23 protein-coding genes and 1 pseudogene are annotated in these 22,168 nt (G+C 60.9%); 14 read left to right on the top strand and 10 right to left on the bottom strand.

Annotation, left to right across the window (positions count from 1 at the left end):
• Positions 1–478: 478 nt before the first annotated feature.
• Together rhtA and P3C29_RS31905 are read left to right on the top strand one after the other, a co-directional pair.
• A complete protein-coding gene (gene rhtA, locus P3C29_RS31910) occupies positions 479–1,366 on the top strand; it encodes a threonine/homoserine exporter RhtA (RefSeq protein ID WP_003210146.1) in 888 nt (295 codons plus the stop codon).
• A 167-nt stretch (positions 1,367–1,533) separates the two neighbouring features.
• Positions 1,534–1,815 (top strand): hypothetical protein, encoded by a 282-nt coding sequence (locus P3C29_RS31905; RefSeq protein ID WP_003210144.1) that lies wholly within the window; start codon positions 1,534–1,536, stop codon positions 1,813–1,815.
• 12 nt (positions 1,816–1,827) lie between these two features.
• Here P3C29_RS31905 and P3C29_RS31900 read toward each other — a convergent pair whose 3' ends face one another.
• The gene (locus tag P3C29_RS31900) at positions 1,828–2,388 is read right to left on the bottom strand and encodes a TetR/AcrR family transcriptional regulator (protein WP_275966395.1); all 561 of its coding nucleotides are present in this window, start codon (positions 2,386–2,388) and stop codon (positions 1,828–1,830) included.
• An 89-nt stretch (positions 2,389–2,477) separates the two neighbouring features.
• Between P3C29_RS31900 and P3C29_RS31895 the strand changes: the two genes are divergently transcribed.
• Together P3C29_RS31895 and P3C29_RS31890 are read left to right on the top strand one after the other, a co-directional pair.
• Positions 2,478–3,209 (top strand): SDR family oxidoreductase, encoded by a 732-nt coding sequence (locus P3C29_RS31895; RefSeq protein WP_169385838.1) that lies wholly within the window; start codon positions 2,478–2,480, stop codon positions 3,207–3,209.
• A 35-nt stretch (positions 3,210–3,244) separates the two neighbouring features.
• A complete protein-coding gene (locus P3C29_RS31890) occupies positions 3,245–3,835 on the top strand; it encodes a 2-hydroxychromene-2-carboxylate isomerase (RefSeq protein ID WP_275966394.1) in 591 nt (196 codons plus the stop codon).
• Here the strand turns inward: P3C29_RS31890 and P3C29_RS31885 are convergent.
• Positions 3,832–4,827, bottom strand: coding sequence for a zinc-dependent alcohol dehydrogenase family protein (locus tag P3C29_RS31885; protein WP_275966393.1), 996 nt, complete (start codon positions 4,825–4,827; stop codon positions 3,832–3,834). The genes P3C29_RS31890 and P3C29_RS31885 overlap by 4 nt on opposite strands.
• Positions 4,828–4,942: 115 nt before the next feature.
• On the opposite strand from P3C29_RS31885, the gene P3C29_RS31880 reads away from it, so the two are divergent.
• A complete protein-coding gene (locus P3C29_RS31880; RefSeq protein WP_275966392.1) occupies positions 4,943–5,851 on the top strand; it encodes a LysR family transcriptional regulator in 909 nt (302 codons plus the stop codon).
• On the opposite strand, the gene P3C29_RS31875 is transcribed toward P3C29_RS31880, so the two are convergent.
• From P3C29_RS31875 to P3C29_RS31865, 3 genes are all read right to left on the bottom strand, one after another.
• Positions 5,844–7,652 carry an aminopeptidase P family protein gene (locus P3C29_RS31875; protein WP_275966391.1) on the bottom strand — a complete coding sequence of 603 codons (1,809 nt, stop codon included), beginning with the start codon at positions 7,650–7,652 and terminating at the stop codon, positions 5,844–5,846. The two genes, P3C29_RS31880 and P3C29_RS31875, sit on opposite strands and share 8 nt — an antisense overlap.
• A 36-nt stretch (positions 7,653–7,688) precedes the next feature.
• Positions 7,689–8,849: an aminotransferase class V-fold PLP-dependent enzyme gene (locus tag P3C29_RS31870; RefSeq protein ID WP_275966390.1), complete on the bottom strand. Its 1,161-nt coding sequence runs from the start codon at positions 8,847–8,849 to the stop codon at positions 7,689–7,691.
• Positions 8,850–9,077: 228 nt separating this feature from the next.
• Complete coding sequence (locus P3C29_RS31865) at positions 9,078–9,347, bottom strand: hypothetical protein (RefSeq protein WP_201124915.1); 270 nt, start codon at positions 9,345–9,347, stop codon at positions 9,078–9,080.
• A gap of 397 nt (positions 9,348–9,744) precedes the next feature.
• Here P3C29_RS31865 and msuE point away from each other — a divergent pair, with 397 nt between their 5' ends.
• The 4 genes from msuE to P3C29_RS31845 all read left to right on the top strand — a co-directional run bounded on the left by msuE (position 9,745) and on the right by P3C29_RS31845 (position 13,908).
• The gene (msuE, locus tag P3C29_RS31860) at positions 9,745–10,308 is read left to right on the top strand and encodes an FMN reductase (protein ID WP_010166573.1); all 564 of its coding nucleotides are present in this window, start codon (positions 9,745–9,747) and stop codon (positions 10,306–10,308) included.
• A 9-nt stretch (positions 10,309–10,317) separates the two neighbouring features.
• On the top strand, positions 10,318–11,457 hold the full coding sequence (gene ssuD / locus P3C29_RS31855; protein ID WP_275966389.1) for an FMNH2-dependent alkanesulfonate monooxygenase: 1,140 nt from the start codon (positions 10,318–10,320) through the stop codon (positions 11,455–11,457).
• A gap of 148 nt (positions 11,458–11,605) precedes the next feature.
• Positions 11,606–12,793, top strand: coding sequence for an acyl-CoA dehydrogenase family protein (locus tag P3C29_RS31850; protein WP_010166569.1), 1,188 nt, complete (start codon positions 11,606–11,608; stop codon positions 12,791–12,793).
• A gap of 11 nt (positions 12,794–12,804) precedes the next feature.
• Positions 12,805–13,908 carry a sigma-54 dependent transcriptional regulator gene (locus P3C29_RS31845; protein WP_010166567.1) on the top strand — a complete coding sequence of 368 codons (1,104 nt, stop codon included), beginning with the start codon at positions 12,805–12,807 and terminating at the stop codon, positions 13,906–13,908.
• Here P3C29_RS31845 and P3C29_RS31840 read toward each other — a convergent pair.
• On the bottom strand, positions 13,900–14,262 hold the full coding sequence (locus tag P3C29_RS31840; RefSeq protein WP_275966387.1) for an antibiotic biosynthesis monooxygenase: 363 nt from the start codon (positions 14,260–14,262) through the stop codon (positions 13,900–13,902). The genes P3C29_RS31845 and P3C29_RS31840 overlap by 9 nt on opposite strands.
• Before the next feature lie 90 nt (positions 14,263–14,352).
• On the opposite strand from P3C29_RS31840, the gene soxR reads away from it, so the two are divergent.
• Complete coding sequence (soxR, locus tag P3C29_RS31835; protein WP_275966386.1) at positions 14,353–14,802, top strand: redox-sensitive transcriptional activator SoxR; 450 nt, start codon at positions 14,353–14,355, stop codon at positions 14,800–14,802.
• A gap of 138 nt (positions 14,803–14,940) precedes the next feature.
• Here soxR and P3C29_RS31830 read toward each other — a convergent pair whose 3' ends face one another.
• The 3 genes from P3C29_RS31830 to P3C29_RS31820 are packed head-to-tail and all read right to left on the bottom strand — an operon-like array spanning position 14,941 to position 17,639.
• Entirely contained in the window at positions 14,941–15,711 is a 771-nt protein-coding gene (locus P3C29_RS31830; protein WP_201124919.1) for a MetQ/NlpA family ABC transporter substrate-binding protein, read from the bottom strand.
• Between the two features lie 35 nt (positions 15,712–15,746).
• Positions 15,747–16,412, bottom strand: coding sequence for a methionine ABC transporter permease (locus tag P3C29_RS31825; RefSeq protein ID WP_010166559.1), 666 nt, complete (start codon positions 16,410–16,412; stop codon positions 15,747–15,749).
• Between the two features lie 3 nt (positions 16,413–16,415).
• Positions 16,416–17,639 carry an SfnB family sulfur acquisition oxidoreductase gene (locus P3C29_RS31820; protein ID WP_275966385.1) on the bottom strand — a complete coding sequence of 408 codons (1,224 nt, stop codon included), beginning with the start codon at positions 17,637–17,639 and terminating at the stop codon, positions 16,416–16,418.
• A gap of 236 nt (positions 17,640–17,875) precedes the next feature.
• On the opposite strand from P3C29_RS31820, the gene P3C29_RS31815 reads away from it, so the two are divergent.
• The 4 genes from P3C29_RS31815 (at position 17,876) to P3C29_RS31800 (ending at position 21,812) form a co-directional block, all read left to right on the top strand.
• Positions 17,876–18,337 (top strand): VOC family protein, encoded by a 462-nt coding sequence (locus P3C29_RS31815; RefSeq protein WP_275966384.1) that lies wholly within the window; start codon positions 17,876–17,878, stop codon positions 18,335–18,337.
• Positions 18,338–18,461: 124 nt separating this feature from the next.
• The gene (locus P3C29_RS31810) at positions 18,462–19,337 is read left to right on the top strand and encodes an alpha/beta hydrolase (protein ID WP_275966383.1); all 876 of its coding nucleotides are present in this window, start codon (positions 18,462–18,464) and stop codon (positions 19,335–19,337) included.
• Positions 19,338–19,436: 99 nt separating this feature from the next.
• Positions 19,437–20,741, top strand: a complete 1,305-nt coding sequence (dctA, locus tag P3C29_RS31805; protein WP_275966382.1) for a C4-dicarboxylate transporter DctA — start codon at positions 19,437–19,439, stop codon at positions 20,739–20,741.
• A 156-nt stretch (positions 20,742–20,897) separates the two neighbouring features.
• Positions 20,898–21,812 carry a LysR substrate-binding domain-containing protein gene (locus P3C29_RS31800; protein ID WP_201124923.1) on the top strand — a complete coding sequence of 305 codons (915 nt, stop codon included), beginning with the start codon at positions 20,898–20,900 and terminating at the stop codon, positions 21,810–21,812.
• Positions 21,813–21,871: 59 nt separating this feature from the next.
• Here P3C29_RS31800 and P3C29_RS31795 read toward each other — a convergent pair.
• Positions 21,872–22,168: pseudogene (locus P3C29_RS31795) on the bottom strand (hypothetical protein); the annotation flags it as partial.

Raw genomic sequence — 22,168 nt, 5'->3', positions numbered from 1 at the left:
GTCAAGTGATTATTTTCAGAAGTTTTCAAAGTTTCCTTTGTAACTTCAACCACTTGCGCTTCCGATCTCTCGTTAGCGGGAGGCGAATTCTACAGCGTTACACGCTGCTGTCAACACCTCTTTTTCTCCGCTTTCGACCGAGAAGATCGAACCGTTAATAGAGCCAAACTACACCGCTCTATCAACTCCTTCCAGGCTTCGATGATCTGAAGCAGCTCGCTGCCGAAACCTACATAACTCTTTGTTTACCAAGGAGTTTTCCGTTTCGACTGCGCCGGAAGTGGGGCGAATTATAGACTTCCAGAATCTGCCGTCAACCCTTAATTCAGCTTTTCTATCAATCCATCCCGACTATCCTGGAATTCACCTATATAGAGAGGAATCCCGAACAAATTGAGCAATATATTGCCCATCGCTCAACAGTTAAGCATGATAGCCACTTCTGCTTCTTTAATACGACCTCGGACGAACACCCTCAATGACCACCTCACCCCGTAGCCTGGCCTCGACATTGTTTCCGGTCGGCCTGCTACTCATTGCCATGGCCTCCATTCAATCAGGCGCGTCGCTCGCCAAAAGCATGTTCCCCATCGTGGGCGCTCAGGGCACCACCACCCTGCGCCTGATTTTTGCCAGTGTGATCATGCTGCTTCTATTACGTCCATGGCGCGCCAAGCTGACAGCCAAGTCGCTGCAGACGGTCATCGTTTACGGAATGGCGTTGGGCGGAATGAACTTCCTCTTCTATATGTCACTGCGCACCGTCCCCCTGGGAATCGCAGTAGCCCTCGAATTCACCGGCCCACTGGCCGTCGCCATCTATGCTTCGCGACGCGCGGTAGACTTTCTCTGGATAGCCCTGGCCATCGTCGGCCTTCTATTATTGATCCCCGTGGGAGAAGCCAGCAGCGGCATTGACCTCACAGGCGCTGCCTACGCACTGGGCGCTGGCGCCTGCTGGGCGCTCTACATTCTGTTTGGCCAAAAGGCCGGTGCCGACAATGGCGTACAAACCGCAGCCCTGGGCGTAATGATTGCCGCTCTGTTTGTCGCGCCAATCGGTATAGTCCACGCCGGCGCAGCACTACTCACGCCTTCACTGATTCCGATCGCCATTGGTGTCGCGGTTTTATCCACCGCCCTGCCCTACACCCTGGAGATGGTCGCCCTGACCCGCTTGCCCGCCCGCACATTCGGAACCCTGATGAGTATCGAGCCCGCGTTCGGCGCCTTGTCTGGCCTGTTTTTCCTTCAAGAACACCTGTCCCTGGCGCAATGGCTGGCCATTACCTGCATTATCCTGGCATCCGTTGGCGCAACCCTGACCATGCGTAACGAATCAAAGCCACTCGTTCCAGCCGATTGATTCAGGATTTGACGTAGCTCTGGCATTTGCCGCTCAATTAGGCCATGTTTAGGCCGTAACCCAGTGTCACTCATGGAGAATTTCGATAAGGACATCATGAACGCTACACTCGAGAGCGAGCAAAGCCAGCTTCGTGCATTTAAGCGAGGCGGCTATTAAGGATAGTAATGAAGCGAATTTTGATGCTGTTCATGATTGTGGCAATCGCAGGTTGTGCCGCGACGACCAAGACCGAAGTGAAACGGGGAAAAAAGGGGCTGCATATCAACTGCTCGGGCCTGTCCTCCTCCTGGGACCAGTGCTACGCCAGTGCAGCCAATTCATGTGGTGCCAAAGGCTATAAAGTCATCGCCAAGTCGGGCGACAACGCTGAAGACCCGGGCGACTACCCGTTTGGCCTCAACCCCGCCGGCTACACCAGCCGCAGCATGATTGTGATCTGCAAGTAACTGTCGACGCCTTTAGAGGTTCGACAGTTGTTGGCTGAGTACGTCGTAGTTCGATGACAGCACCTGTGACTGCACCTGCGGGCTGACCATCATCCGCGCCACCACCAGGGCGCCGATGCATTGCGACAGAATCGACCACGCCAGGTCCTCGCTACCCAGCGTTGCAGCCCAGCCCGCCTGTAACCGGCAAATCCAGTCCTGCGCCTGTTGGCGCACCACCACATCCGATCGAGCAATCTCGGCACCCAGGCTCGGCAACGCACAGCCCGCTTCAGACTGCTCTACATGGGCCATGCTCAAGTAGAACTTCAAACAGCGATCCAGCCGCTCCCGACTCTGCACGCCATTACCATTCAAGCGCTCAAGGCTGTGGCTCAATTCGCGCTCGACAATCGAGCTGAACAATTCGTCCTTTGAGGCGAAGTGGCTATAAAACGCGCCACCACTCAAGCCGATGGCTTTCATCAAGCCATCCACTCCGACACTGGCAAACCCTTCTTTCTTCGCCAGGGCTGCACTGCTATCCAGCAGTTTCTCTCTGGTTTCCTGCTTATGACTGGCCGAATATCGCATCGCTTTCCCCCTGGTGTTGTCAGCTTGACGCCCGCCGGATCATAGCATAACGTTCGTTTACCAAACGATCGTTTACTAAAGGATCTCCCATGACGAACAACAAGAAAATCGTACTGGTAGTGGGTGCTGGTGATGCCACTGGCGGCGCAATTGCCAAACGCTTCGCCCGTGAAGGTTATGTCGCATGCGTTACCCGGCGCAGCGCCGAAAAACTGCAACCCTTGGTGGACAGCATCCAGGCGGCCGGCGGCGAGGCGCATGGCTTTGCCTGCGACGCCCGCAAGGAAGAAGACGTGATTGCGCTGATCGAACAGATTGAAACCGAGCTGGGGCCCATTGAAGCTTTTGTGTTCAACATCGGTGCGAATGTGCCGTGCAGCATCCTGGAAGAAACCGCCCGCAAGTACTTCAAGATTTGGGAAATGGCCTGTTTCTCTGGCTTCCTCAACGCGCGCGAAGTGGCCAAGCGCATGGTCACCCGTCACCGCGGCACCATCCTGTTTACCGGTGCGACTGCCGGATTGCGCGGTGCCGCCGGCTTTGCCGCGTTCGCAGGCGCGAAACACGGGATCCGCGCACTGGCGCAAAGCATGGCCCGCGAGTTGGGTCCCAGGAACATCCACGTCGCCCACGTAGTCGTGGATGGCGCCATCGACACTGACTTCATTCGTGACAACTTCCCGCAAAAGTACGCCCTCAAGGACCAGGACGGTATTCTCAACCCCGAACACATCGCCGATAACTATTGGTACCTGCACAGTCAGCCCCGGGACGCCTGGACCTTCGAGCTGGACCTGCGCCCCTGGAATGAACCCTGGTAAGCACGCCCCAAAACAATAAACAGCGAGTACCCAGCATGAGTAAAACCGTGGAGTTTTTCTTCGACCTCGGCAGCCCTGCCACCTATCTGGCCTATACGCAGCTTCCAGGCCTGTGCGCTGCAACCGGCGCCCAGCTGATTTATAAGCCAATGTTGCTGGGCGGCGTGTTCAAGGCCACCGGCAATGCATCACCGGTCACCATTCCCGCCAAAGGCCGCTACATGCTTCAGGACCTGGCGCGCTACGCCCAGCGCTACAACGTCCCGCTCAAGTTCAACCCACACTTCCCCATCAATACATTGACGCTGATGCGCGCTGTCACCGGTGTCCAAATGCGCCAACCCGAGCGTTTTCAGGATTTCATCGATTGCCTGTTCCGTGCCCTTTGGGTAGAAGGCCGTCACCTGGGTGATCCTGCTGTGGTGGCTGCGGTGCTGGCTGAACACGGTTTTGATCCCGAAGCAGTCCTGGCGTTGACGAATGACGACGCCGTCAAGGCCACCCTCAAGGACAACACCGAGCACGCCATCCAGCGCGGCGTATTCGGGGCGCCTACGATGTTCGTCGGCGACCAGTTGTTTTTCGGCCAGGACCGCCTGGAGTTTGTCCGCGAAGCGCTGAGCTAGATTTCAATCACCAGACGCCCTTGAGCGCCGCCGGCGAGTAACTCGCAGGCGGCGTTTGCCGTGTGCAGGTCGAATTGACGCCCGTCGAGAATCGGCGTGAGCTTCCCGTCATCAATCAACTGCGCCGCCTCGGCAAGGATCTGCCCGTGGTGCTCGCGCCCCTTGCCCGTCAACATCGGCAGCAGGGTAAACACACCAGAGTAAGTCGCCCCGCGAAACGACAACGGCGCCAGGCTATGAGAACCCCAGCCAAGACAACTCAGCACATGCCCGTAATAAGTCCTGGCCGCCCGGAAGGACGCATCCAGCGTCGGCCCGCCCACCGTGTCATACACAATGTCAAAACCTTCGCCCGCCGTGTGCAAGGCTACATACTCCTCGACGGTGTGCTGTTGGTAGTCGATAAACGTAGCACCCAGCCCCTCGATCAACGCCCGCTGCCTGGCTGAACCGGTTGCAAACACCTCGGCGCCAAACGCATTAGCCACTTGCACGGCGACATGCCCTACACCACCCGCACCGCCCTGAATCAGTACTTTATGCCCCGGACCTACATGCGCACGGTCCACCAGCCCTTCCCATGCGGTGATCAGCACCAACGGCAATGCCGCGGCTTCGCGCATGCTCAGGGTCACGGGTTTTCTCGCCAGCAAGCGCGCATCCACCACGGCAAACTCCGCCAACGAACCCTGGATGCCCCCCACTCCCGTCGCCAGGGCGTACACCTCATCGCCCGCCTTCCACTCGTTGATACCCGGGCCCACCGTCTCGATGATCCCCGCCAAGTCCAAGCCAATCACAGCCGGCAACGGCTGACGGGCATGGGCCGCCTCACCTGCACGAATTTTCCCGTCCAGCGGGTTGAGGCCACTGGCCTTGATCTTTACCAGCACCTCACCATCCCCCGGCGTCGGCCTGGGAATCGTTGCCAGCCGTAACGGCCCATTCGCCACATCCACCACCAGGGCATGCATTTGAGTTGTATCAGTCATGGTCGCGATCTCGATTCATCAGGAAGTGATCACCATGATGTGCCCAGCCATTCATGCCGATAAGACGCCAAACCGCTATAGTGACCATGCTCATTTGGCATGAATTGGTAGCCCCATGGATAAGCTCAACGCAATGGCCATTTTCGTCCGGGTAATCGAGCGCGGGAGTTTCTCTGCGGTTGCCCGGGAATTGCACACCACTCAGCCCACCATCAGCAAAGTACTGCGTGCACTGGAGACAGAACTGGGCGGCAAGCTGATTTCCCGCAGCACCCGCAAACTCTCCCTGACAGACGAAGGCCAGCGCTACTACAGCCATTGCCGGCAAATCCTCGCGGCGGTGGATGCTGCAGAACACAGCTTCCAGTCCGGCAAGGAAGCTGTCGCCGGTCCGTTACGCATTGGCTCGTCGGTGAGCTTCGGTCGCCTGCACATCGCCTCACGCCTGGCGGGATTTCTCGATCGATACCCACAGGTACAGGTTGACCTGCAACTGAACGATCAAAATCAGGACCTGGTCAGCGAAGGCCTGGACGTTACCCTGCGCATCGGCGAGTTGCGCGACAGCGGCCTGATCGCCCGGCAGATCGGCACTACTCACCGGGTCACCCTCGCCAGCCCCGCCTATCTGGCCAAACACCCGGCGCCGCAAACGCCGCAAGAGCTGGCCCGGCACAATTGCCTGCTGTTCAACCTGCTCAGCAGCCAGAACCAATGGGTTTACGAAAAGGACGGGACGCGGCACAGCGTCAAGATCAAGGGCAACGCCCAGAGCAATAACTCCGAGGCTGTACGCGAGATGGTATTGGCGGGGCTCGGCATTGCGCTGTCGCCCCTGTGGTTGTTCTTTGATGACCTGAAGGCCGGCCGGGTGGTCGCCTTGCTGCAGGACTACACCCCGCAGTCGCTGCCGATTCATGCCGTTTCGGCACCCAATCGCCGTCAGTCCGCCCGGGTCAAAGCGTTTATCGACTACATGGCCGATGCCCTGACCCAGGCGCCCGAACTGCAGCCCCTCAGATAGCAGCCGTACGCACCTGCAACCATTCCAGCGCCGCGCCACTGAGCAGCGGGCTCAAGCGCTCACGGACTTGCGCGTGGTAATCGTTGAACCACTGGCGCTCGTCCACCGTCAGCAACGACGGCTCCAGGCAACGGGTGTCGACGGGGCACAGCGTGAGTGTCTCGAACTTGAGGAACTCGCCAAACTCGGTCTTGCCCGCTTCACGGTTCAGCACCAGGTTCTCGATCCGCACACCCCAACGCCCCGGACGGTAAGTGCCCGGCTCGATGGACGTAATCATGCCGGCCTGCATCGCGGTTTGCGGTGCGGCGACGGCTTGATAGGCGATCACCTGCGGGCCTTCATGCACATTGAGGAAGTAGCCGACGCCATGACCGGTGCCGTGGCCGTAGTCCACGCCTTCGGCCCAGATCGGCGCACGGGCGATGGAATCCAGCAGCGGCGAAAGAATGCCCTTGGGGAAATGCGCGCGGGACAAGGCAATCACACCTTTGAGCACCCGCGTGCAATCGCGCTTCTGCTCTTCGGTTGGCGTACCAATAGGCACCATCCGCGTGATGTCGGTGGTGCCACCCAGGTACTGGCCACCGGAGTCGATCAGCAGCAAGCCATCGCCTTCGATCAGCGCGTGCTCTTCTTCAGTCGCGTGGTAGTGCGGCATCGCGCCATTGGCGTTGAACGCGGCAATCGTATTGAAACTCAGCGACACATAACCCGGACGGCGGGTACGGGCCGCCGTCAGGTGTTCATCAATAGTCAGTTCGGTGATGCGCTCACGGCCCAACGCACTGTCGAGCCAGGCGAAGAATTCGCACAAGGCCGCGCCGTCCTGCTCCATGGCCTGGCGAATATGCTCGGCGTCCGCCAGGCTTTTACGCGATTTGGCCAAGGTGGTCGGGTTAAGCCCTTCGATCAGCTTGACGCCACTGCCGAGGTTTTCCAGCAAGCCGGCGGTCACCCGTGCCGGATCGACCTGCACACTGGCGCCCGACGGAATGGCCTTCAATGCAGCTGCGACTTCGCTGTAATCACGCAGGGCCACGCCATCCTGCTCCAGCACGGCACGAAGCTCGGCATCGACTTTGCTCAAAGCCACAAACAATGTCGCCTGCTGCTGACCGATCAAGGCAAAGGACACAAACACCGGGTTGAACGAAACGTCACCACCACGCAGGTTAAACAGCCAGGCGATATCGTCCAGGGTCGCGATGAAATGCCAGTCGGCCCCCTTCTCGCTCAAGCTTTCGCGCAGGGCCGCGAGTTTTTCGCCGCGGCTGACGGTGGCCTGGGGCGGCAGATGTTGATAGATCGGCTGGTTCGGCAAGGTTGGGCGGTCTTGCCAGACTTCATTCAGCAGGTCGATGTCCGTGCGCAAGCGTGCACCACGTGCTTCCAGCTTGCTGCCCAGGGTACGCGCCGAGGCCACGGCCATGACCGCACCGTCCACTGCCACCACGCCGCCTTCCGGAGTCTGTTCCGCCAGCCATTCCAGTGGCCCGGGCTGGCCGGGTTGCAGCTTGACCAATTCGATACCGCTGCCCTTGAGTTCCTTGGTCGCCTGTTCCCAATAGCGGCTGTCTGCCCACACACCGGCGAAATCCGCGGTGACAATCAGCGTGCCCACCGAACCGTGAAAACCCGACAACCACTGGCGCCCCTGCCAGTAACCCGGCAGGTATTCGGACAAGTGCGGGTCGGCCGACGGCACCAACAGGGCATGAATGCCTTCGCGGCTCATCAGTTCGCGGGTATGCGCCAGGCGCTGGGGAACCGTTCCATGGGTCAAAGGCTGTGTGCTCATCGTGTCTCCTGCTAACCACTAATAATTGTTATGGGGTCAAACGGCCCAGAAAGCCGGTGCGCTGGCCAGTGCCGCCTTGATCAGTTGTACCGCCTGATCGATGTCCTGCTCGGTGGTAAACCGACCGAGGCTCAAGCGAATGGTGCGACCTGCGCTGCGGGCATCATGGCCCAGCGCCAGAAGCACATGGGACGGTGCATTGCTCGCCGAATTGCAGGCCGAGGTCGCCGAAAAGGCAATGCCCGCGCTCAGGGCGGCGGAGTTGAACTCGCCCTCGCTGAACGTCAGGCTCAAGGTGTGGGGGATACGCTGGGTAAGGCTGCCATTGAGGCGCACCCCGGCAATGCTATTCATCTGTTCCAGCAGGCGCTCGCGCAAGGCGACGATGGTCGCCTTTTCTTCAGCGAAGGACGCTGCCGCCAGGGCAAACGCCGTGCCCATGCCGGCGATCTGGTGAGTCGCCAGGGTGCCGGAACGCAAGCCGCCTTCATGGCCACCGCCGTGAATCTGCGCCAGCACTTTCTGCTGCGCACGCGGGCCGACGTACAAGGCGCCGATGCCCTTGGGACCATAGAGCTTGTGGGCGGAAAACGACATCAGGTCCACCGGCCACTCGGCCAGGTCAATCGCCACCTTGCCCGCGCCCTGCGCCGCATCCACGTGAAACAACGCCCCATGCTCACGCACTCGCGCGCCAATCGCCTGGATATCGTTGAGGGTGCCCAACTCGTTGTTCACCAGCATCAGCGACACCAAAAAGGTGTCTTCACGCAATGCTTCACTCACCGCCTCGGCGCTGATCAACCCTTCGGCGTCCGGCACCAGGTACGTCACGGCAACCCCGGCTTCCTGCAACTGGCGAGCGGTGTCGAGCGTGGCCTTGTGTTCGATCTGGCTGGTGATGATATGCCCACCGGCCACGCCCCGCGCCTGGGCGACGCCCTTGATGGCGAGGTTGTTGGACTCGGTGGCACCGGAGGTCCAGACAATCTGTGCCGGCTCGGCGCCAACCAGTTCGGCCACCTGGCGCCGCGCCTGTTCAACCGTTTGCCGGGCCTGTTGGCCGAACGCATGGGAACTGGACGCAGGGTTACCGAAGTTGGCGTTGAAACCCAGACACTCGACCATCACCTGGATGACCCGCTCATCCACCGGCGTGGTGGCGGCGTAGTCGAAATACAGCGGACGTTTATTCATGACGTTAAAGACTCGCAGAGCATGTTCCCGAGAGCAGCGTCTCAGGGGCAGCGATCAGAAAGGAAGATGGTTTACCTGATCCCGTGCCGTTAAAGAAAGACCACTTTATTTAAAAGTGCGTAGGAACGCTCCTGAAATTCAGCTTAACAGGCTCCGGGAAACGGATGGCAAACAAAAAGCCCGAGGTTCCTGTGGGAAACCTCGGGCTCTTCAGACCTGGCCACTGACTCAACTGGGGCGACCGTGCAGCGTCACGCCACGCTCGGCATTCATTTCGCCCTGGCGGTCAAAACCAAACGTGTTCTGTGGCTGGCCAGTCAGTTCAGCTTTCTTCTGTTGGTATTCATCAAACGACAGGCCCCGACGGCTCAGGGCTTCCAGCGCCAGTTCCTTGCTCTCTTCAGCCGAGTAGGCACGCAATTCAGGCGACGAATGGGTCGCACAACCGGCAAGGACTGAGGTGACAAGCAATACGGCAATGGCGAGAAAACGGTTCATGGCGAAGGTCCTGCGAAACGGGTTGAAGTCAATGAACACAGGCTACTCCCGCCCCTGCACGGTGAAAAATCATCAGCCGTGATAGTCGCTATCAACCTTTGCGACACCTGTGATAGTCACGCCGCATATTCCATACAGATCTATAAATATGGAAATACGTTCATTTACGGAATAAATACAACCCTCTATAAATGGCCTCAGCGCTCACGCCACTGTTCGCCTGGCAACTGTTGCCCAGGCAACAGTCATTCAACAAAACACCAGGCAGACAACACCGCCATTTTCCAACACCTGGCCCAGAGGCCTCGCCAATCAAGGGCTGCGCAGTTTGGTACAGCTCTTGCTCAAGCCCCGCTACTGCTCTTGCCCTGAGCCACTGTTGAAAAAGGAACTGTTGATGACTCGTCCACTGAATGTCGTTGCCCTCTCCGGCGGAACCTGGCGCCCGTCCCGCACCCTGGTACTGACCCAGGCCGTGCTGGCCGAACTGGCCAATCAATTGCCGATCCAGACCACCCTGATTGAACTCGGCGACATTGCCCGGCCGCTGGGCGGCGCACTGTCGCGCCAGGAACTGCCCGCCGACGTCGAAGCCCAACTGCAAGCGATCGAGCAGGCCGACCTGCTGATCGTCGCCGCCCCGGTGTATCGCGGCTCCTACCCTGGCCTGCTCAAGCACCTGTTCGACCTGGTCGACCTCAACGCGCTGATCAACACCCCGGTGTTGCTGGCGGCCACCGGCGGCAGCGAACGCCACGCCCTGGTACTCGATCACCAACTGCGCCCGCTGTTCAGTTTCTTCCAGGCCCTGACCTTGCCGATTGGCGTGTACGCCACCGAGGCTGACTTCACCGATTACCACATAACCAGTGAGCCCTTGAAGGCCCGCATTCGCCTTGCTGCAGAACGCGCCGCGCCATTGTTTGCCGCGCATCCCACCTCTCTGCTGAAAATCGCTTAAGGATTTGTCATGGATGTTTTCTGGTTTCTGCCTACACACGGTGACGGCCATTACCTCGGCACCACCCAAGGCGCTCGCCCGGTCACCCTCAACTATTTGAAACAAGTCGCTCAAGCGGCGGACAACCTCGGCTACCACGGCGTGCTGATCCCCACCGGCCGCTCCTGCGAAGACTCCTGGGTGATCGCCTCGGCGCTGGTGCCATTGACCGAACGCCTGCGTTACCTGGTGGCGATTCGCCCGGGGATCATCTCGCCGACCGTCTCGGCACGCATGGCCGCCACCCTCGACCGCCTGTCCGGTGGCCGCCTGCTGATCAACGTGGTGACCGGCGGCGACCCCGACGAAAACCGCGGCGACGGCAGCTTCCTCGATCACAGCGAACGCTACGAAGTGACCGACGAATTCCTCAAGATCTGGCGCCGCGTGTTGCAGGGCGAATCGGTAGATTTTGAAGGCAAACACCTGCGCGTACAGAACGCCAAGGCACTGTACCCACCGGTGCAGAAGCCATATCCACCGCTGTACTTCGGCGGTTCCTCGGACGCCGCCCACGACCTCGCGGCCGAACAGGTGGACGTGTACCTGACCTGGGGCGAACCACCGGCCGCCGTCGCCGAGAAACTCGCCGACGTTCGCGAGCGCGCAGCGCGCCATGGCCGCACCGTCAAGTTCGGGATTCGCCTGCATGTGATCGTGCGCGAAACCGAAGAAGACGCCTGGAAAGCCGCCGCCAAACTGATCGAACACATCAGCGACGAAACCATCGCCGCCGCGCAAAAATCCTTCTCGCGCTTTGACTCCGAAGGCCAGCGGCGCATGGCCGCGCTGCACGACGGGCGTCGCGACAACCTGGAAATCGCCCCCAACCTGTGGGCCGGTGTCGGCCTGGTGCGGGGCGGCGCGGGCACGGCCCTGGTGGGCAACCCTCAGCAAGTCGCCGAGCGGATCAAGGAATACGCGGACCTGGGCATCGAAAGCTTCATCTTCTCCGGCTACCCGCACCTGGAAGAGGCGTATCGCTTTGCCGAACTGGTGTTCCCGCTGCTGCCGGAGCCCTACGCCAGCCTGGCCGGGCGTGGCGTCACCAACCTCACCGGACCGTTCGGCGAAATGATTGCCAACGACGTGCTGCCGGCAAAAGCCTGAGCACGCTGAGATCTGCTGTATGTGGGAGCGGGCTTGCTCGCGAAAGCGGTGTGTCAGTCACCGAATTTGTTTCTGGGTCACCGCATTCGCGAGCAAGCCCGCTCCCACATTTGGGCTTTATTGCCAAACAGACATTGAGGAATACCGCGTGACAGCCAAACCCAACAGCGTCCTGCCCTCACCCTTGCAGACCGCCAAACTGCTGGCCGCCGAATTCGCCCTCACCGCCGTCGAACGCGACGAGCGTGGCGGCACCCCGAAGACCGAACGTGACGCCCTGCGCCAGAGCGGCTTGCTGGCCCTGAGCATTCCTACCCAATACGGCGGCCTCGGCGCCCGCTGGAGCGAGACCCTGGAGATCGTGCGCGAGTTCGCCAAGGTCGACAGTTCCATCGCCCACGTCTTCGGGTTTCATCATCTGATGCTCGCCACCGTGCGCCTGTTTTCCCGCCCGGAGCAATGGCAACCCTGGTTCGAACAGACCGCGCGTAAAAACTGGTTCTGGGGCAACGCCCTCAACCCGCTGGACACACGCACGGTGGTCAAGGCCTTCGGCGGCTGGCGCGAATTTTCCGGCAAGAAAAGTTTCTGCTCCGGCGCCAGCGACTCGGAAATGCTGATCGCCTCGGCGGTGGATGAAAGCGCCGGCGGCAAACTGCTGATTGCGGCCATCCCCAGCGGCCGCAGCGGCATCACCTTGCACAACGACTGGAACAACATCGGCCAGCGCCAGACCGACAGCGGCAGCGCCACCTTCGAACGGGTACGCGTGGAGGAGTCGGAATTGCTCCTCGATCCCGGCCCGCTCAGCACGCCCTTCGCCTGTCTGCGCCCGCTGATCGCCCAGCTGACCTTCACCCACATGTTCCTCGGCATCGCCGAAGGCGCCTTTGCCGAAGCCCGCAACTACACCCTGACCGAAACCCGGCCCTGGCATAAATCCACGGTGCAGGACATTCGCCAGGACCCGTACGTGCTCAACCACTACGGCGAATTCTGGGTCGCGCTGGAAGGCGTGCGCCTGTTGGTGGAGCGTGCCGCCGAACTGCTGGACCAGGCCTGGGCCAAAGGCCCGAGCCTCAGCGAAAGCGAGCGCGGCGAACTGGCCATCGCCATCGCCACCGCCAAAGTGGCCGCTACCCGCAACGGCCTGGAACTGTGCAGCCGCCTGTTCGAAGTCACCGGCGCGCGCTCCACCCACGCCTCCCTGCGCCTGGACCGGCACTGGCGCAACCTGCGCACGCAAACGTTGCACGACCCGGTGGACTACAAACTCCACGAATTGGGGGACTGGGCGTTGAACCAGTCCCTGCCGATTCCCACGTTCTACTCCTAGAAGAGGTGCCCATGCAGCTTTTAACCTTACCGCCCTCGCCCGCTCTTGCGACCTCGATCCGCGCCACGGCCCAGGTCTTCGAAGACCCCAAATCCCAGGCGTTGCTGGCGCACATCCAGCAAGTCGCGCCGAGCGAAGCCAGCGTGCTGATCATCGGCGAAACCGGCACCGGTAAAGAGCTGGTGGCGCGCCATATCCACAACCTCAGCGCGCGGCGCAACCGGCCGTTCGTGGCGGTCAACTGCGGCGCGTTTTCCGAATCCCTGGTGGAAGCCGAGCTGTTCGGCCATGAAAAAGGCGCCTTCACCGGTGCCCTCAGCGCCAAGGCCGGCTGGTTCGAAGAGGCCGACGGCGGCACCTTGTTCCTCGATGAAATTGGCGACTTGCCGATGGCGATTCAGGTCAAGCTGCTACGCGTCCTGCAGGAACGCGAAGTGGTGCGCCTGGGCTCGCGCAAAAGCATTCCCATCGACGTGCGGGTGTTGGCTGCCACCAACGTTCAGTTGGAAAAAGCCATCAACGCCGGGCATTTTCGTGAGGACCTGTACTACCGCCTTGACGTGGTCAGCCTGGAGCTGAGCCCGCTGCGGGACCGCCCCGGCGACATCCTGCCGCTGACCCGGCACTTCATCGAAGCCTACAGCCAGCGCCTGGGTTATGGCCCCATCACCATCAGCCGCGAGGCCGAACAGAAACTCAAGAGCTACAGTTGGCCGGGCAACATCCGCGAACTGGAAAACGTCATCCACCACACCCTGCTGATTTGCCGCAATGGCGTGATCGAGCGCGACGATCTGCGCCTGTCGAACATGCGCATCGAGCGTCAGGACGACAGCCAGCACGGCATCGACAACAGCGCTGAAGCCTTGCTGGAACGGGCCTTTCAAAAACTTTTCGAAGAACAGGCCGGCGCCCTGCATGAAAAGGTCGAGGATGCGCTGCTGCGCGCCGCCTACCGCTTCAGCCATTACAACCAGGTGCACACCGCCAACCTGCTGGGCCTGAGCCGCAACGTGACGCGAACCCGTTTGATCAAGATCGGTGAACTGGCGGTAAACAAGCGACGCCCCGGCGAGAACGTACAGGGCGAACGCATGCTGCACCTGTCAATTTAGGCGGCAGTGCAAGGCGTTGTCATGGCTGCGCTCGATGCTGCGCAGCACCTGGAACGAACAGAAGGTCACCGCCGTGGCCTGGTGGGCGCGGATCAGCGTCCAGAAATCTTCCTCACCGTGCTCAAAACACTTGAAGGCCGCCTCCCCGTCTTCGCGGGAGCGCCATTGCAGGCAGCTGAGCACCCGGCGTCCATCATCGCTGACCTGCACACTGGCATTGATAAAGCCGCCATGGCCTTGGGCCAAACGCTCGCTCTGGGATGACAGGGCCGCCACCAAAGCCGATTGCTGCTGAGGTTCGATCTGGAATTCGACCATCTGGGTGAAACTCAGACTCTTCTCTGATACCTGCATGAACATTTCCCTCTCACTGTAGGCACAATCTTGCGATTCGATGCCACGCAGGGTAAAACCTCTAGTTAAGTCAAGGTCAAGGGCTTTTTCATGGTCACCAAAGAACTCACCGTCGGCCAATTGGCGGCCCGCAGCGGCGTGGCGGTCACCGCGCTGCACTTCTATGAAACCAAGGGGTTGATCAAGAGCAACCGCAACGCCGGCAATCAACGGCGCTACCCGCGGGACGTGTTGCGCCGGGTGGTGGTGATCAAGATTGCTCAGCGTTTGGGCATCCCCCTGGCGACGATCCATGACGCGCTGCAAACCTTGCCCGATGGCCGCACGCCAACGGCTGCCGACTGGGAACGCCTGTCTGCGCTGTGGCGTGAGGATTTGGACCAGCGCATCGACAAGCTGGTGCTGCTGCGGGACAAACTCAGTGGCTGCATTGGCTGCGGGTGTTTGTCGCTGGAGGCGTGCCCGCTGCGTAATCACGATGATGTACTGGGTGAGCGCGGGCCTGGGGCACAACTCTTGGAGCCCACCCCTGATCCCTGACGTGTGAACCCAATCAATGTGGGAGCTGGCTTGCCTGCGATGCAAGCACCTCGGTTTTTCTGGCAAACCGCAGTGATGCTATCGCGGGCAAGCCCGGCTCCCACAAAAGCCAGCTCCCACCTTGGATCTGTATGGGTCTTAGAATCCCGGGGCAATCTGGCCCTTGTAGCGGGTCAGGATGAACTGGCGCACTTCATCGGAGTTCAACGCCTTGGCCAGCTTCTGGATGCCCGGGTCGTTGATGTTGTCCGGGCGCGCTACCAGATACTCGACGTACAGGCTCTTGCCCTTCTCGACGATCAACGCGCTGTTGGTGTCGATCCCGGCTTCCAGGGCGTAGTTGGCGAACACGAACGCCAGGTCCACCTGGCTCACTGAACGCGCGAGCAACGCCCCTTCCAGCTCACGAATTTTCAGGTGCTTGGGGTTCTCGACGATGTCCCGTGGGGTGGCCAGGGTGTTGCTCGGGTCCTTGAGTTTGATCAGGCCGGCTTCGTCCAGCAGCACCAAGGCGCGGCCGGTGTTGACCGGGTCGTTGGGGATCGACACCGTGGCGCCGTCTTTCAGCTCGGAGATATTTTTGATCTTGGTCGAATAAGCGCCGAACGGCTCGATGTGCACGCCTACCACCGGCACCAGATTGGTGTGCCGGGTCTTGTTGTAGTCATCCAGGAATGGCCGGTACTGGTAGTAGTTGGCGTCGATGTTCTTCAGCGCCAGTTGCTGGTTGGGCTGGATGAAATCAGTGAAGACCTTGATCTGCAGGTCCACGCCTTCCTTGGCCAGCGCGGGTTTGACGAACTCCAGGATCTCGGCGTGAGGCACGGGTGTGGCACCCACCACCAACGTCTCGTTGGCGAGGGCATTCAGGGAGAAGACAGCAGCCAAAATGGCCAGGGATTTTTTCATGATTGCTCCGAAAGCAGTCGTTCTAGGAATAGGTTTTAACGGCGGCTGTAACGCGCCACCAAGCGGTCGCCGGTCATTTGCAGGGCCTGCACCAGCACCAACAGCAGCAACACGGTGACCACCATCACGTCGGTCTGGAAACGCTGATAGCCGTAGCGGATGGCCAGGTCGCCCAGGCCACCGCCGCCAATCACCCCGGCCATGGCGGTGTAGTCCACCAGCACAATCGCGGTGACGGTGACCGCCGCCAGCAGCCCGCCCCGGGCTTCCGGCAACAGCGTGTGGCGGATCACCTGCCAGGTGCTGGCGCCCATGGACTGGGTGGCCTCCACCACGCCACGGTCGACTTCACGCAAGGCGGTTTCCACCAGCCGCGCGAAGAACGGCGTACAGCCCACCACCAACGGCGGAATCGTGCCGGGCACGCCCAATGAGGTGCCCACCAGCAAGGTGGTCACCGGGATCAGCACAATCAGCAGGATGATGAACGGCAGCGAACGCAGCACGTTCACCACCACCGACAACGCGCGGTACACCACCAGGGTTTCGTGCAACTGGCGCTTGCCGGTGAGGAACAACACCACCCCCAGCGGCAACCCGAGCAGCACGGTAAAACCCAGGGCCGCGCTGAGCATGCTCAGGGTTTCCAGGCACGCTTGGCCGATGTCGGCCCAATAGATGTTTTTAAACAGCTCGGCCATGGTTCAAGACCAGTCGTGACGCGGGGGCTTGGCGCCGTTGAGCAACCAGTTACCCACCACGTGGTACTTCCACCGCACCGGGTCATGCAGGGTATGCACCCGGGCATTGCGCCAGTGCCGGTCGAAGTTGTGCTTCTTCAAGGTGGACCGGGTGCCGCCGAGCTCGAAAAGCTTGTTGCTGGCGTCGATGGCGATTTCGGTGGTCAGCACCTTGGCCCGGGCAACGGCCAGTGAGGCATGGGCGACGCTGTCTTCATCCGGTGCCGGGCGCGCGGCGTCGAGGGCTTTTCCGGCCCGTTCCAGCAAGGCTTCCGCCGCTTCCAGTCGAATATCCAGCGCACCGACCTGGATAATGGTCAGCGGGTCTTCGCTGGCTTTTTCCACCCCGGCATCGATCCATGGGCGGGCGAATTGCCGGACGAACTGCACCGTGTCACGCAGCGCGGCACGGGCGATGCCGGCGTCGATGGCGGCGGTGGTCAGCTGGGCGAATGGGCCGGCCAGGGTCGGCGAATCGTAGGAGCGATGGGTAGGAAACAGGTTGAACGCCGGCACCTTCAGGTTTTCGGCCAACACCGTACCGCTGGACGTGGTGCGCTGGCCCATGCTGTCCCAGTCATCGACCACCACCAGGCCTTCAGTGCCGCGCGGCACGAACGCCAGTTGCGCATTTTGCTGTTCATCCAGCGCCAGCACCGCCAGCCAGTGGGCGTACAGCGAACCGGTGCAATAACCCTTGCGGCCGTTGATCACATAGCCGTCGCCTTGCCGGCGGATGGTCGCCTGGATGTCCTGGACGTTCTTGCCGCCGGTTTCCGACAGTGCGTTGGCAAACCGATGCCCCTCCAGCGCCAGGCCAAAAAAGTACGCCTGCTGTTCAGGCGTGCCTTGCAGGCGGATGTCTTCCAGCAGGCAGTAATGGTTCTGCGGGATTTGCCCCAGCGAGGGATCGGCCGCCGAGATAATCGCAATCACCTGGGCCAGCACCGCGTAGGACACCTGGGCGCCGCCAAACTCGCGGGGCACGCTGATGCCCCACAGGCCGCTGTTGGAATACAGGTCGACCACGTCCGCCGGCACCTGGCGGGTGCGATCGCGTTCGGCGTCTTGTTCCAGCAATACGGCGGCGACTTGGTGGGCAACGGCCAGGGCATGGGCCTCGTCGCGGATCAGCTCGGCGTGAGGTGAGTGAATCGGGTAATCGGCAGATACAGGCAGTACAGACATACAACGCTCTCGGGCGAATGATTTACCTGAGGCATTGCAGCTTCTGTGCCTGAGGCGCCGGACCTTCAAACACAAGGGTTTGCGCCCGATCTACGCGCGGCAGACCGCCCACGGCGCAGCAAACTGCCGGTTTGCTGTTGCCTGGGCAACACCTCGTCGGCTGCCCGCAGGCCACGGCGCACGTGGCCTATAGTGAAAAAGCCGTCCCTCCATAACCACAATCTGAGGAGAACGAAATGAGCGTTAAACCCATTCCCGAGGGCTATCACAGCATCACGCCGTACCTGGGCATCGACAAAGCCGCTGAAGCCATCGAGTTCTACAAACAAGCCTTTGGCGCCACCGAAGTCATGCGCCTGGACATGCCCGACGGCAAGGTCGGCCATGCCGAACTGCGCATTGGTGATTCGCCGATCATGATGGCCTCGCCCTGCGGCGAGATGTCGTTCGGCAGCCCGGGCAAGGAACACCCCAGTGTGTGCCTGCATCTCTACGTGCAAGACGTCGACCAACAGTTCGCCCGGGCGATCAAGGCTGGCGGCACGGCGATTTCAGAGCCCAAGGATCAGTTTTACGGCGACCGTTCCGGGACGCTGAAAGACCCGTTCGGGCACGTGTGGTTCCTGGCCACCCGCAAGGAGGATTTGACCGAGGCGCAGGTTCGCCAGCGGGCCGAGGAGATGTTCAAGCAAGGATAAAGTCCCGTGTTGAAGGGGCCCAACCCCTTCAACACACTTCATGAACAACCCCTCCACGTTTTCCCCCTTGCCCCAGGCGCCGTGTGATTTCAGGATGCAGGCAATCATCACAAGGAGTCATTCCATGTTCGCCGGATTCCAAAAAGACCAGCGCCACGTCAACGGTGTGGACATCAGCTACCGCAAAGGCGGCGCGGGTCCCGGCCTGCTCCTGCTGCACGGGCACCCGCAGACCCACGTCATCTGGCACAAAGTCGCCGAGCAACTGGCCGAACACTTCACCGTGGTCGCCGCCGACCTGCGCGGTTACGGCGACAGCAGCAAACCCGCCGCCGATGAGCATCACATCCACTACTCCAAGCGCGAAATGGCCCGCGACGGCGTCGAGTTGATGAAGGCCCTGGGCTTTGATGAATTCTCGGTGCTGGCCCACGACCGTGGCGCCCGCGTCGCCCATCGCCTGGCCCTGGACCACCCCAAGGCCGTGCAACGCATGGTGCTGCTGGACATCGCACCGACGCTTTCGATGTACGCCCAGACCGACGAGGCCTTTGCCCGCGCCTACTGGCACTGGTTCTTCCTGATCCGCCCGGCGCCGTTGCCGGAAAGCCTGATCGAAAGCAACCCCGAGCTGTACCTGCGCAGCGTCATGGGCAGCCGCAGTGCCGGCCTCAAGCCGTTCACCGATGAAGCCTTCGCCGAATACCTGCGCTGCCTGAAACTGCCCGGCACCGCCACCGGCATCTGCGAAGACTACCGTGCCGCCGCCGGCATCGACCTTGAGCACGACCGCGCCGATATCGACATCGGCAATCACCTGAACCTGCCATTGCTGGTGATGTGGGGCGCCGAGGGTACCGTCGGGCGCTGTTTCGAACCCCTCAAGGAATGGCAAAAAGTAGCCACCGACGTACGTGGCAAGGCCCTGCCGGCCGGCCACTACATCGCAGAAGAAGCCCCGGAGCTGTTGCTCGGCGAAGTCCTGACCTTCCTTCGCTGAGCCTTTAGTCAACCGCTGATCTGATCGATCCCGCCCCGCAGGCTTGAAAAAGCCTGCGACGGGATCTGCTTGCCCAAAAAACGTCTCGAGATAATAAAAATGACAATCAGAAAACTGCTGGGAACCCTGTATGTGCAGGTGATCATCGCCATTGTGCTGGGCGTGTTGATCGGCAACCACTGGCCCCAGGTGGGCATCGACCTGAAGCCCTTGGGCGACGGTTTTATCAAGCTGATCAAGATGATCATCGGCCCGATCATCTTCTGCACCGTGGTCTCCGGCATCACCAGCATGCACGACGTGAAGCAGGTGGGCCGCGTGGGCGGCAAGGTGCTGCTGTATTTCGAGATTGTCTCCAGCATCGCCCTGGTGATCGGCATCCTCGCCGCGCATCTGCTGCACCCGGGCGTGGGGTTCAACATTGATGTGAAGACCCTCGACAGCTCGGCCATCGCCGGTTTTGTCGGCCAGGCCGAACACGGCGAAGGCGTCACCGGGTTCCTGATGCACGTGATCCCGACCACCTTCTTCGACGCCTTCTCCAAGGGCGAAATCCTGCCGGTGCTGTTTGTGTCAGTGCTGTTTGGCCTCGGGCTGGTGATGATCGGCGAGAAGGGCCGGCCCTTGGTAGGCGTGATCAACCAGGCCAGCGAAGTGTTCTTCCGCATCGTCGGGATGATCAGTCGCGTCGCGCCGATCGGTGCGTTCGGCGCGATCGCCTTCACCATCGGCAAATACGGCCTGGGTTCGCTGCTGCCGCTGCTGAAACTGGTGGGCACGTTCTACGTCACCGCGTTTTTCTTCGTGGCGGTGGTGCTGGGCAGCATTGCCCGCTATGTCGGCTTCAGCATCTTCAAGCTGCTGACGTACATCAAGGCCGAACTGTTGATCGTGCTGGGCACCAGCTCCTCCGAATCGGCCCTGCCGCAACTGATCCAGAAACTCGAAAGCCTCGGCGCCTCCAAAGGCGTAGTGGGGATTGTGGTGCCCACTGGCTACACCTTCAACCTGGACGGCACCAACATCTATATGACCCTGGCGGTGCTGTTCCTGGCCCAGGCCACCAATATCGACCTGACGCTGGAGCAACAACTGACCCTGCTGGCGGTGGCGATGCTCACCTCCAAAGGCGCGGGCGCAGTGGTAGGCGCAGGCTTCGTCGCGCTGGCCGCCAGCCTGGCGGTGGTGCCGACGGTGCCGGTGGCGGCGATGGTGCTGATCCTGGGTGTCGACCGCTTCATGGCCGAGTGCCGCTCGTTGACCAATATCATCGGCAATGCCGTGGCCGCCCTGGTGGTGGCTGCGTGGGAAGGCGAACTGGACCGCGAGAAGATGGCGCCTATCGCCCTCAAGCATGGCCGTCATGCGCGGGCTGCTGCGCAGGCGAAGATCGCCGCTGAGTAGACCTTAAGTACCAATCCCCTGTGGCGAGGGAGCTTGCTCCCGCTGGAGTGCGCAGCGCTCCCCTCTTTTTTGGGGCCGCTGCGCAGCCCAGCGGGAGCAAGCTCCCTCGCCACACCGGTGCTATTCTGGCGGCTCATGCCGCCACGCCTGTTTCTGATGACTAACAAGAAAGATACCGTGCCCCTACCTGAAGACCTGCGGGTATTCCTGACCGTGATCCGCAAGGCCGGCTTTGCTGCGGCTGCCGATGAGCTGGGCTTGTCCCCGGCCTACGTCAGCAAGCGTATCCAGATTCTCGAAACCACCCTTGCCACCCGCCTGCTGCACCGCACCAGCCGCCGTATCGCCCTGACCGAAGACGGTGAGCGCGTGCAGCGCTGGGCCGTGCGTATTCTCGAAGACTTCCAGCAACTGTCCGATGAGCTTTCCGACGCCCACGACAGCCCCCGTGGCCATCTGCATTTGTGCAGCAGCTTCGGTTTCGGCCGCAACCATGTGGCGCCGGCCCTGTCGCTGCTGGCTGAGCAATACCCGGACCTGGAGATTCGCCTGGACCTGTTTGACCGGGTGGTGGATATCGTCAGCGAGGGTTTTGACCTGGAGATTCGCGTGGGCGACGACATTCCCGGGCAACACATCGGCCGCCGGCTGGTGAGCAACCGCCGGGTGTTGTGCGCAGCGCCCGCCTACCTCGAACGCCGAGGCACGCCGCAGCACTTGAGCGACCTGGAGCAACACGACTGCCTGGTACTCAAAGAGCGCGACAACGCCTTTGGCATCTGGCACCTGGAACGCGATGGCGTGCAGGACAGCGTGCGCGTGCGTGGGCCGCTGTCATCCAACAATGGCGAGATCGTTTTGCAATGGGCGCTTGATGGGCGTGGGGTGTTGTTGCGGTCGATGTGGGATGTGAAGCCGCTGCTGGAGCAAGGGAAACTGGTGCAGGTGCTGCATGACTACACCCAGAGTGCCAACGTGTGGGCGGTGTATCCGACGCGGTTGGCGTACTCCGGGAAGCTGCGGGCGTGTGTGGAGTTTTTGCAGGAGCACTTCAAGGGGTTGTCGATTTGATGCCCCGGGGCTTGGGTACATATCCGTTATTTGGGTGATGGCTGGTATTGGTTCCGCTCTTACAGCGGCTCACTTTTGAACAGCGCAAAAGTAAGCAAAACGCTCTTGCCCCACCACTCGGCACCTCGCCTAGGCTCGGTGTGCCCTTGTAAGATTGTTTTCACCTGCTTCAGACCGTAGTGCCCTCTGATTTCGAGATCGTGAGTGAGCATGGGTCGGAGCAGGTTCCTTCCTAAACTAGTCCGAACGGTTGCCTGGGCGCAAAGCCCGATTCTGCAAGGTTGGACGTGAGGAAAAACGCTATGGACCATGACTCTGCGTTCGTCGGAATTGATGTTTCCAAAAACAAGCTCGAC

The sequence above is a fragment of the Pseudomonas sp. 1912-s genome, from assembly GCF_029269205.1.
Taxonomy (GTDB): domain Bacteria; phylum Pseudomonadota; class Gammaproteobacteria; order Pseudomonadales; family Pseudomonadaceae; genus Aquipseudomonas.
The sequence above is the reverse complement of the archived record's forward strand: the minus strand, read 5'-3'. Positions and strand labels throughout refer to the sequence as shown.

Excerpts from the sequence above, each read along its gene's own strand:
- rhtA (WP_003210146.1), top strand. The coding sequence starts at position 479 with ATGACCACCTCACCCCGTAGCCTGGCCTCGACATTGTTTCCGGTCGGC.
- P3C29_RS31905 (WP_003210144.1), top strand. The coding sequence starts at position 1,534 with ATGAAGCGAATTTTGATGCTGTTCATGATTGTGGCAATCGCAGGTTGT.
- P3C29_RS31900 (WP_275966395.1), bottom strand. The coding sequence starts at position 2,388 with ATGCGATATTCGGCCAGTCATAAGCAGGAAACCAGAGAGAAACTGCTG.
- P3C29_RS31895 (WP_169385838.1), top strand. The coding sequence starts at position 2,478 with ATGACGAACAACAAGAAAATCGTACTGGTAGTGGGTGCTGGTGATGCC.
- P3C29_RS31890 (WP_275966394.1), top strand. The coding sequence starts at position 3,245 with ATGAGTAAAACCGTGGAGTTTTTCTTCGACCTCGGCAGCCCTGCCACC.
- P3C29_RS31885 (WP_275966393.1), bottom strand. The coding sequence starts at position 4,827 with ATGACTGATACAACTCAAATGCATGCCCTGGTGGTGGATGTGGCGAAT.
- P3C29_RS31880 (WP_275966392.1), top strand. The coding sequence starts at position 4,943 with ATGGATAAGCTCAACGCAATGGCCATTTTCGTCCGGGTAATCGAGCGC.
- P3C29_RS31875 (WP_275966391.1), bottom strand. The coding sequence starts at position 7,652 with ATGAGCACACAGCCTTTGACCCATGGAACGGTTCCCCAGCGCCTGGCG.
- P3C29_RS31870 (WP_275966390.1), bottom strand. The coding sequence starts at position 8,849 with ATGAATAAACGTCCGCTGTATTTCGACTACGCCGCCACCACGCCGGTG.
- P3C29_RS31865 (WP_201124915.1), bottom strand. The coding sequence starts at position 9,347 with ATGAACCGTTTTCTCGCCATTGCCGTATTGCTTGTCACCTCAGTCCTT.
- msuE (WP_010166573.1), top strand. The coding sequence starts at position 9,745 with ATGACTCGTCCACTGAATGTCGTTGCCCTCTCCGGCGGAACCTGGCGC.
- ssuD (WP_275966389.1), top strand. The coding sequence starts at position 10,318 with ATGGATGTTTTCTGGTTTCTGCCTACACACGGTGACGGCCATTACCTC.
- P3C29_RS31845 (WP_010166567.1), top strand. The coding sequence starts at position 12,805 with ATGCAGCTTTTAACCTTACCGCCCTCGCCCGCTCTTGCGACCTCGATC.
- P3C29_RS31840 (WP_275966387.1), bottom strand. The coding sequence starts at position 14,262 with ATGCAGGTATCAGAGAAGAGTCTGAGTTTCACCCAGATGGTCGAATTC.
- soxR (WP_275966386.1), top strand. The coding sequence starts at position 14,353 with ATGGTCACCAAAGAACTCACCGTCGGCCAATTGGCGGCCCGCAGCGGC.
- P3C29_RS31830 (WP_201124919.1), bottom strand. The coding sequence starts at position 15,711 with ATGAAAAAATCCCTGGCCATTTTGGCTGCTGTCTTCTCCCTGAATGCC.
- P3C29_RS31825 (WP_010166559.1), bottom strand. The coding sequence starts at position 16,412 with ATGGCCGAGCTGTTTAAAAACATCTATTGGGCCGACATCGGCCAAGCG.
- P3C29_RS31820 (WP_275966385.1), bottom strand. The coding sequence starts at position 17,639 with ATGTCTGTACTGCCTGTATCTGCCGATTACCCGATTCACTCACCTCAC.
- P3C29_RS31815 (WP_275966384.1), top strand. The coding sequence starts at position 17,876 with ATGAGCGTTAAACCCATTCCCGAGGGCTATCACAGCATCACGCCGTAC.
- P3C29_RS31810 (WP_275966383.1), top strand. The coding sequence starts at position 18,462 with ATGTTCGCCGGATTCCAAAAAGACCAGCGCCACGTCAACGGTGTGGAC.
- dctA (WP_275966382.1), top strand. The coding sequence starts at position 19,437 with ATGACAATCAGAAAACTGCTGGGAACCCTGTATGTGCAGGTGATCATC.
- P3C29_RS31800 (WP_201124923.1), top strand. The coding sequence starts at position 20,898 with ATGACTAACAAGAAAGATACCGTGCCCCTACCTGAAGACCTGCGGGTA.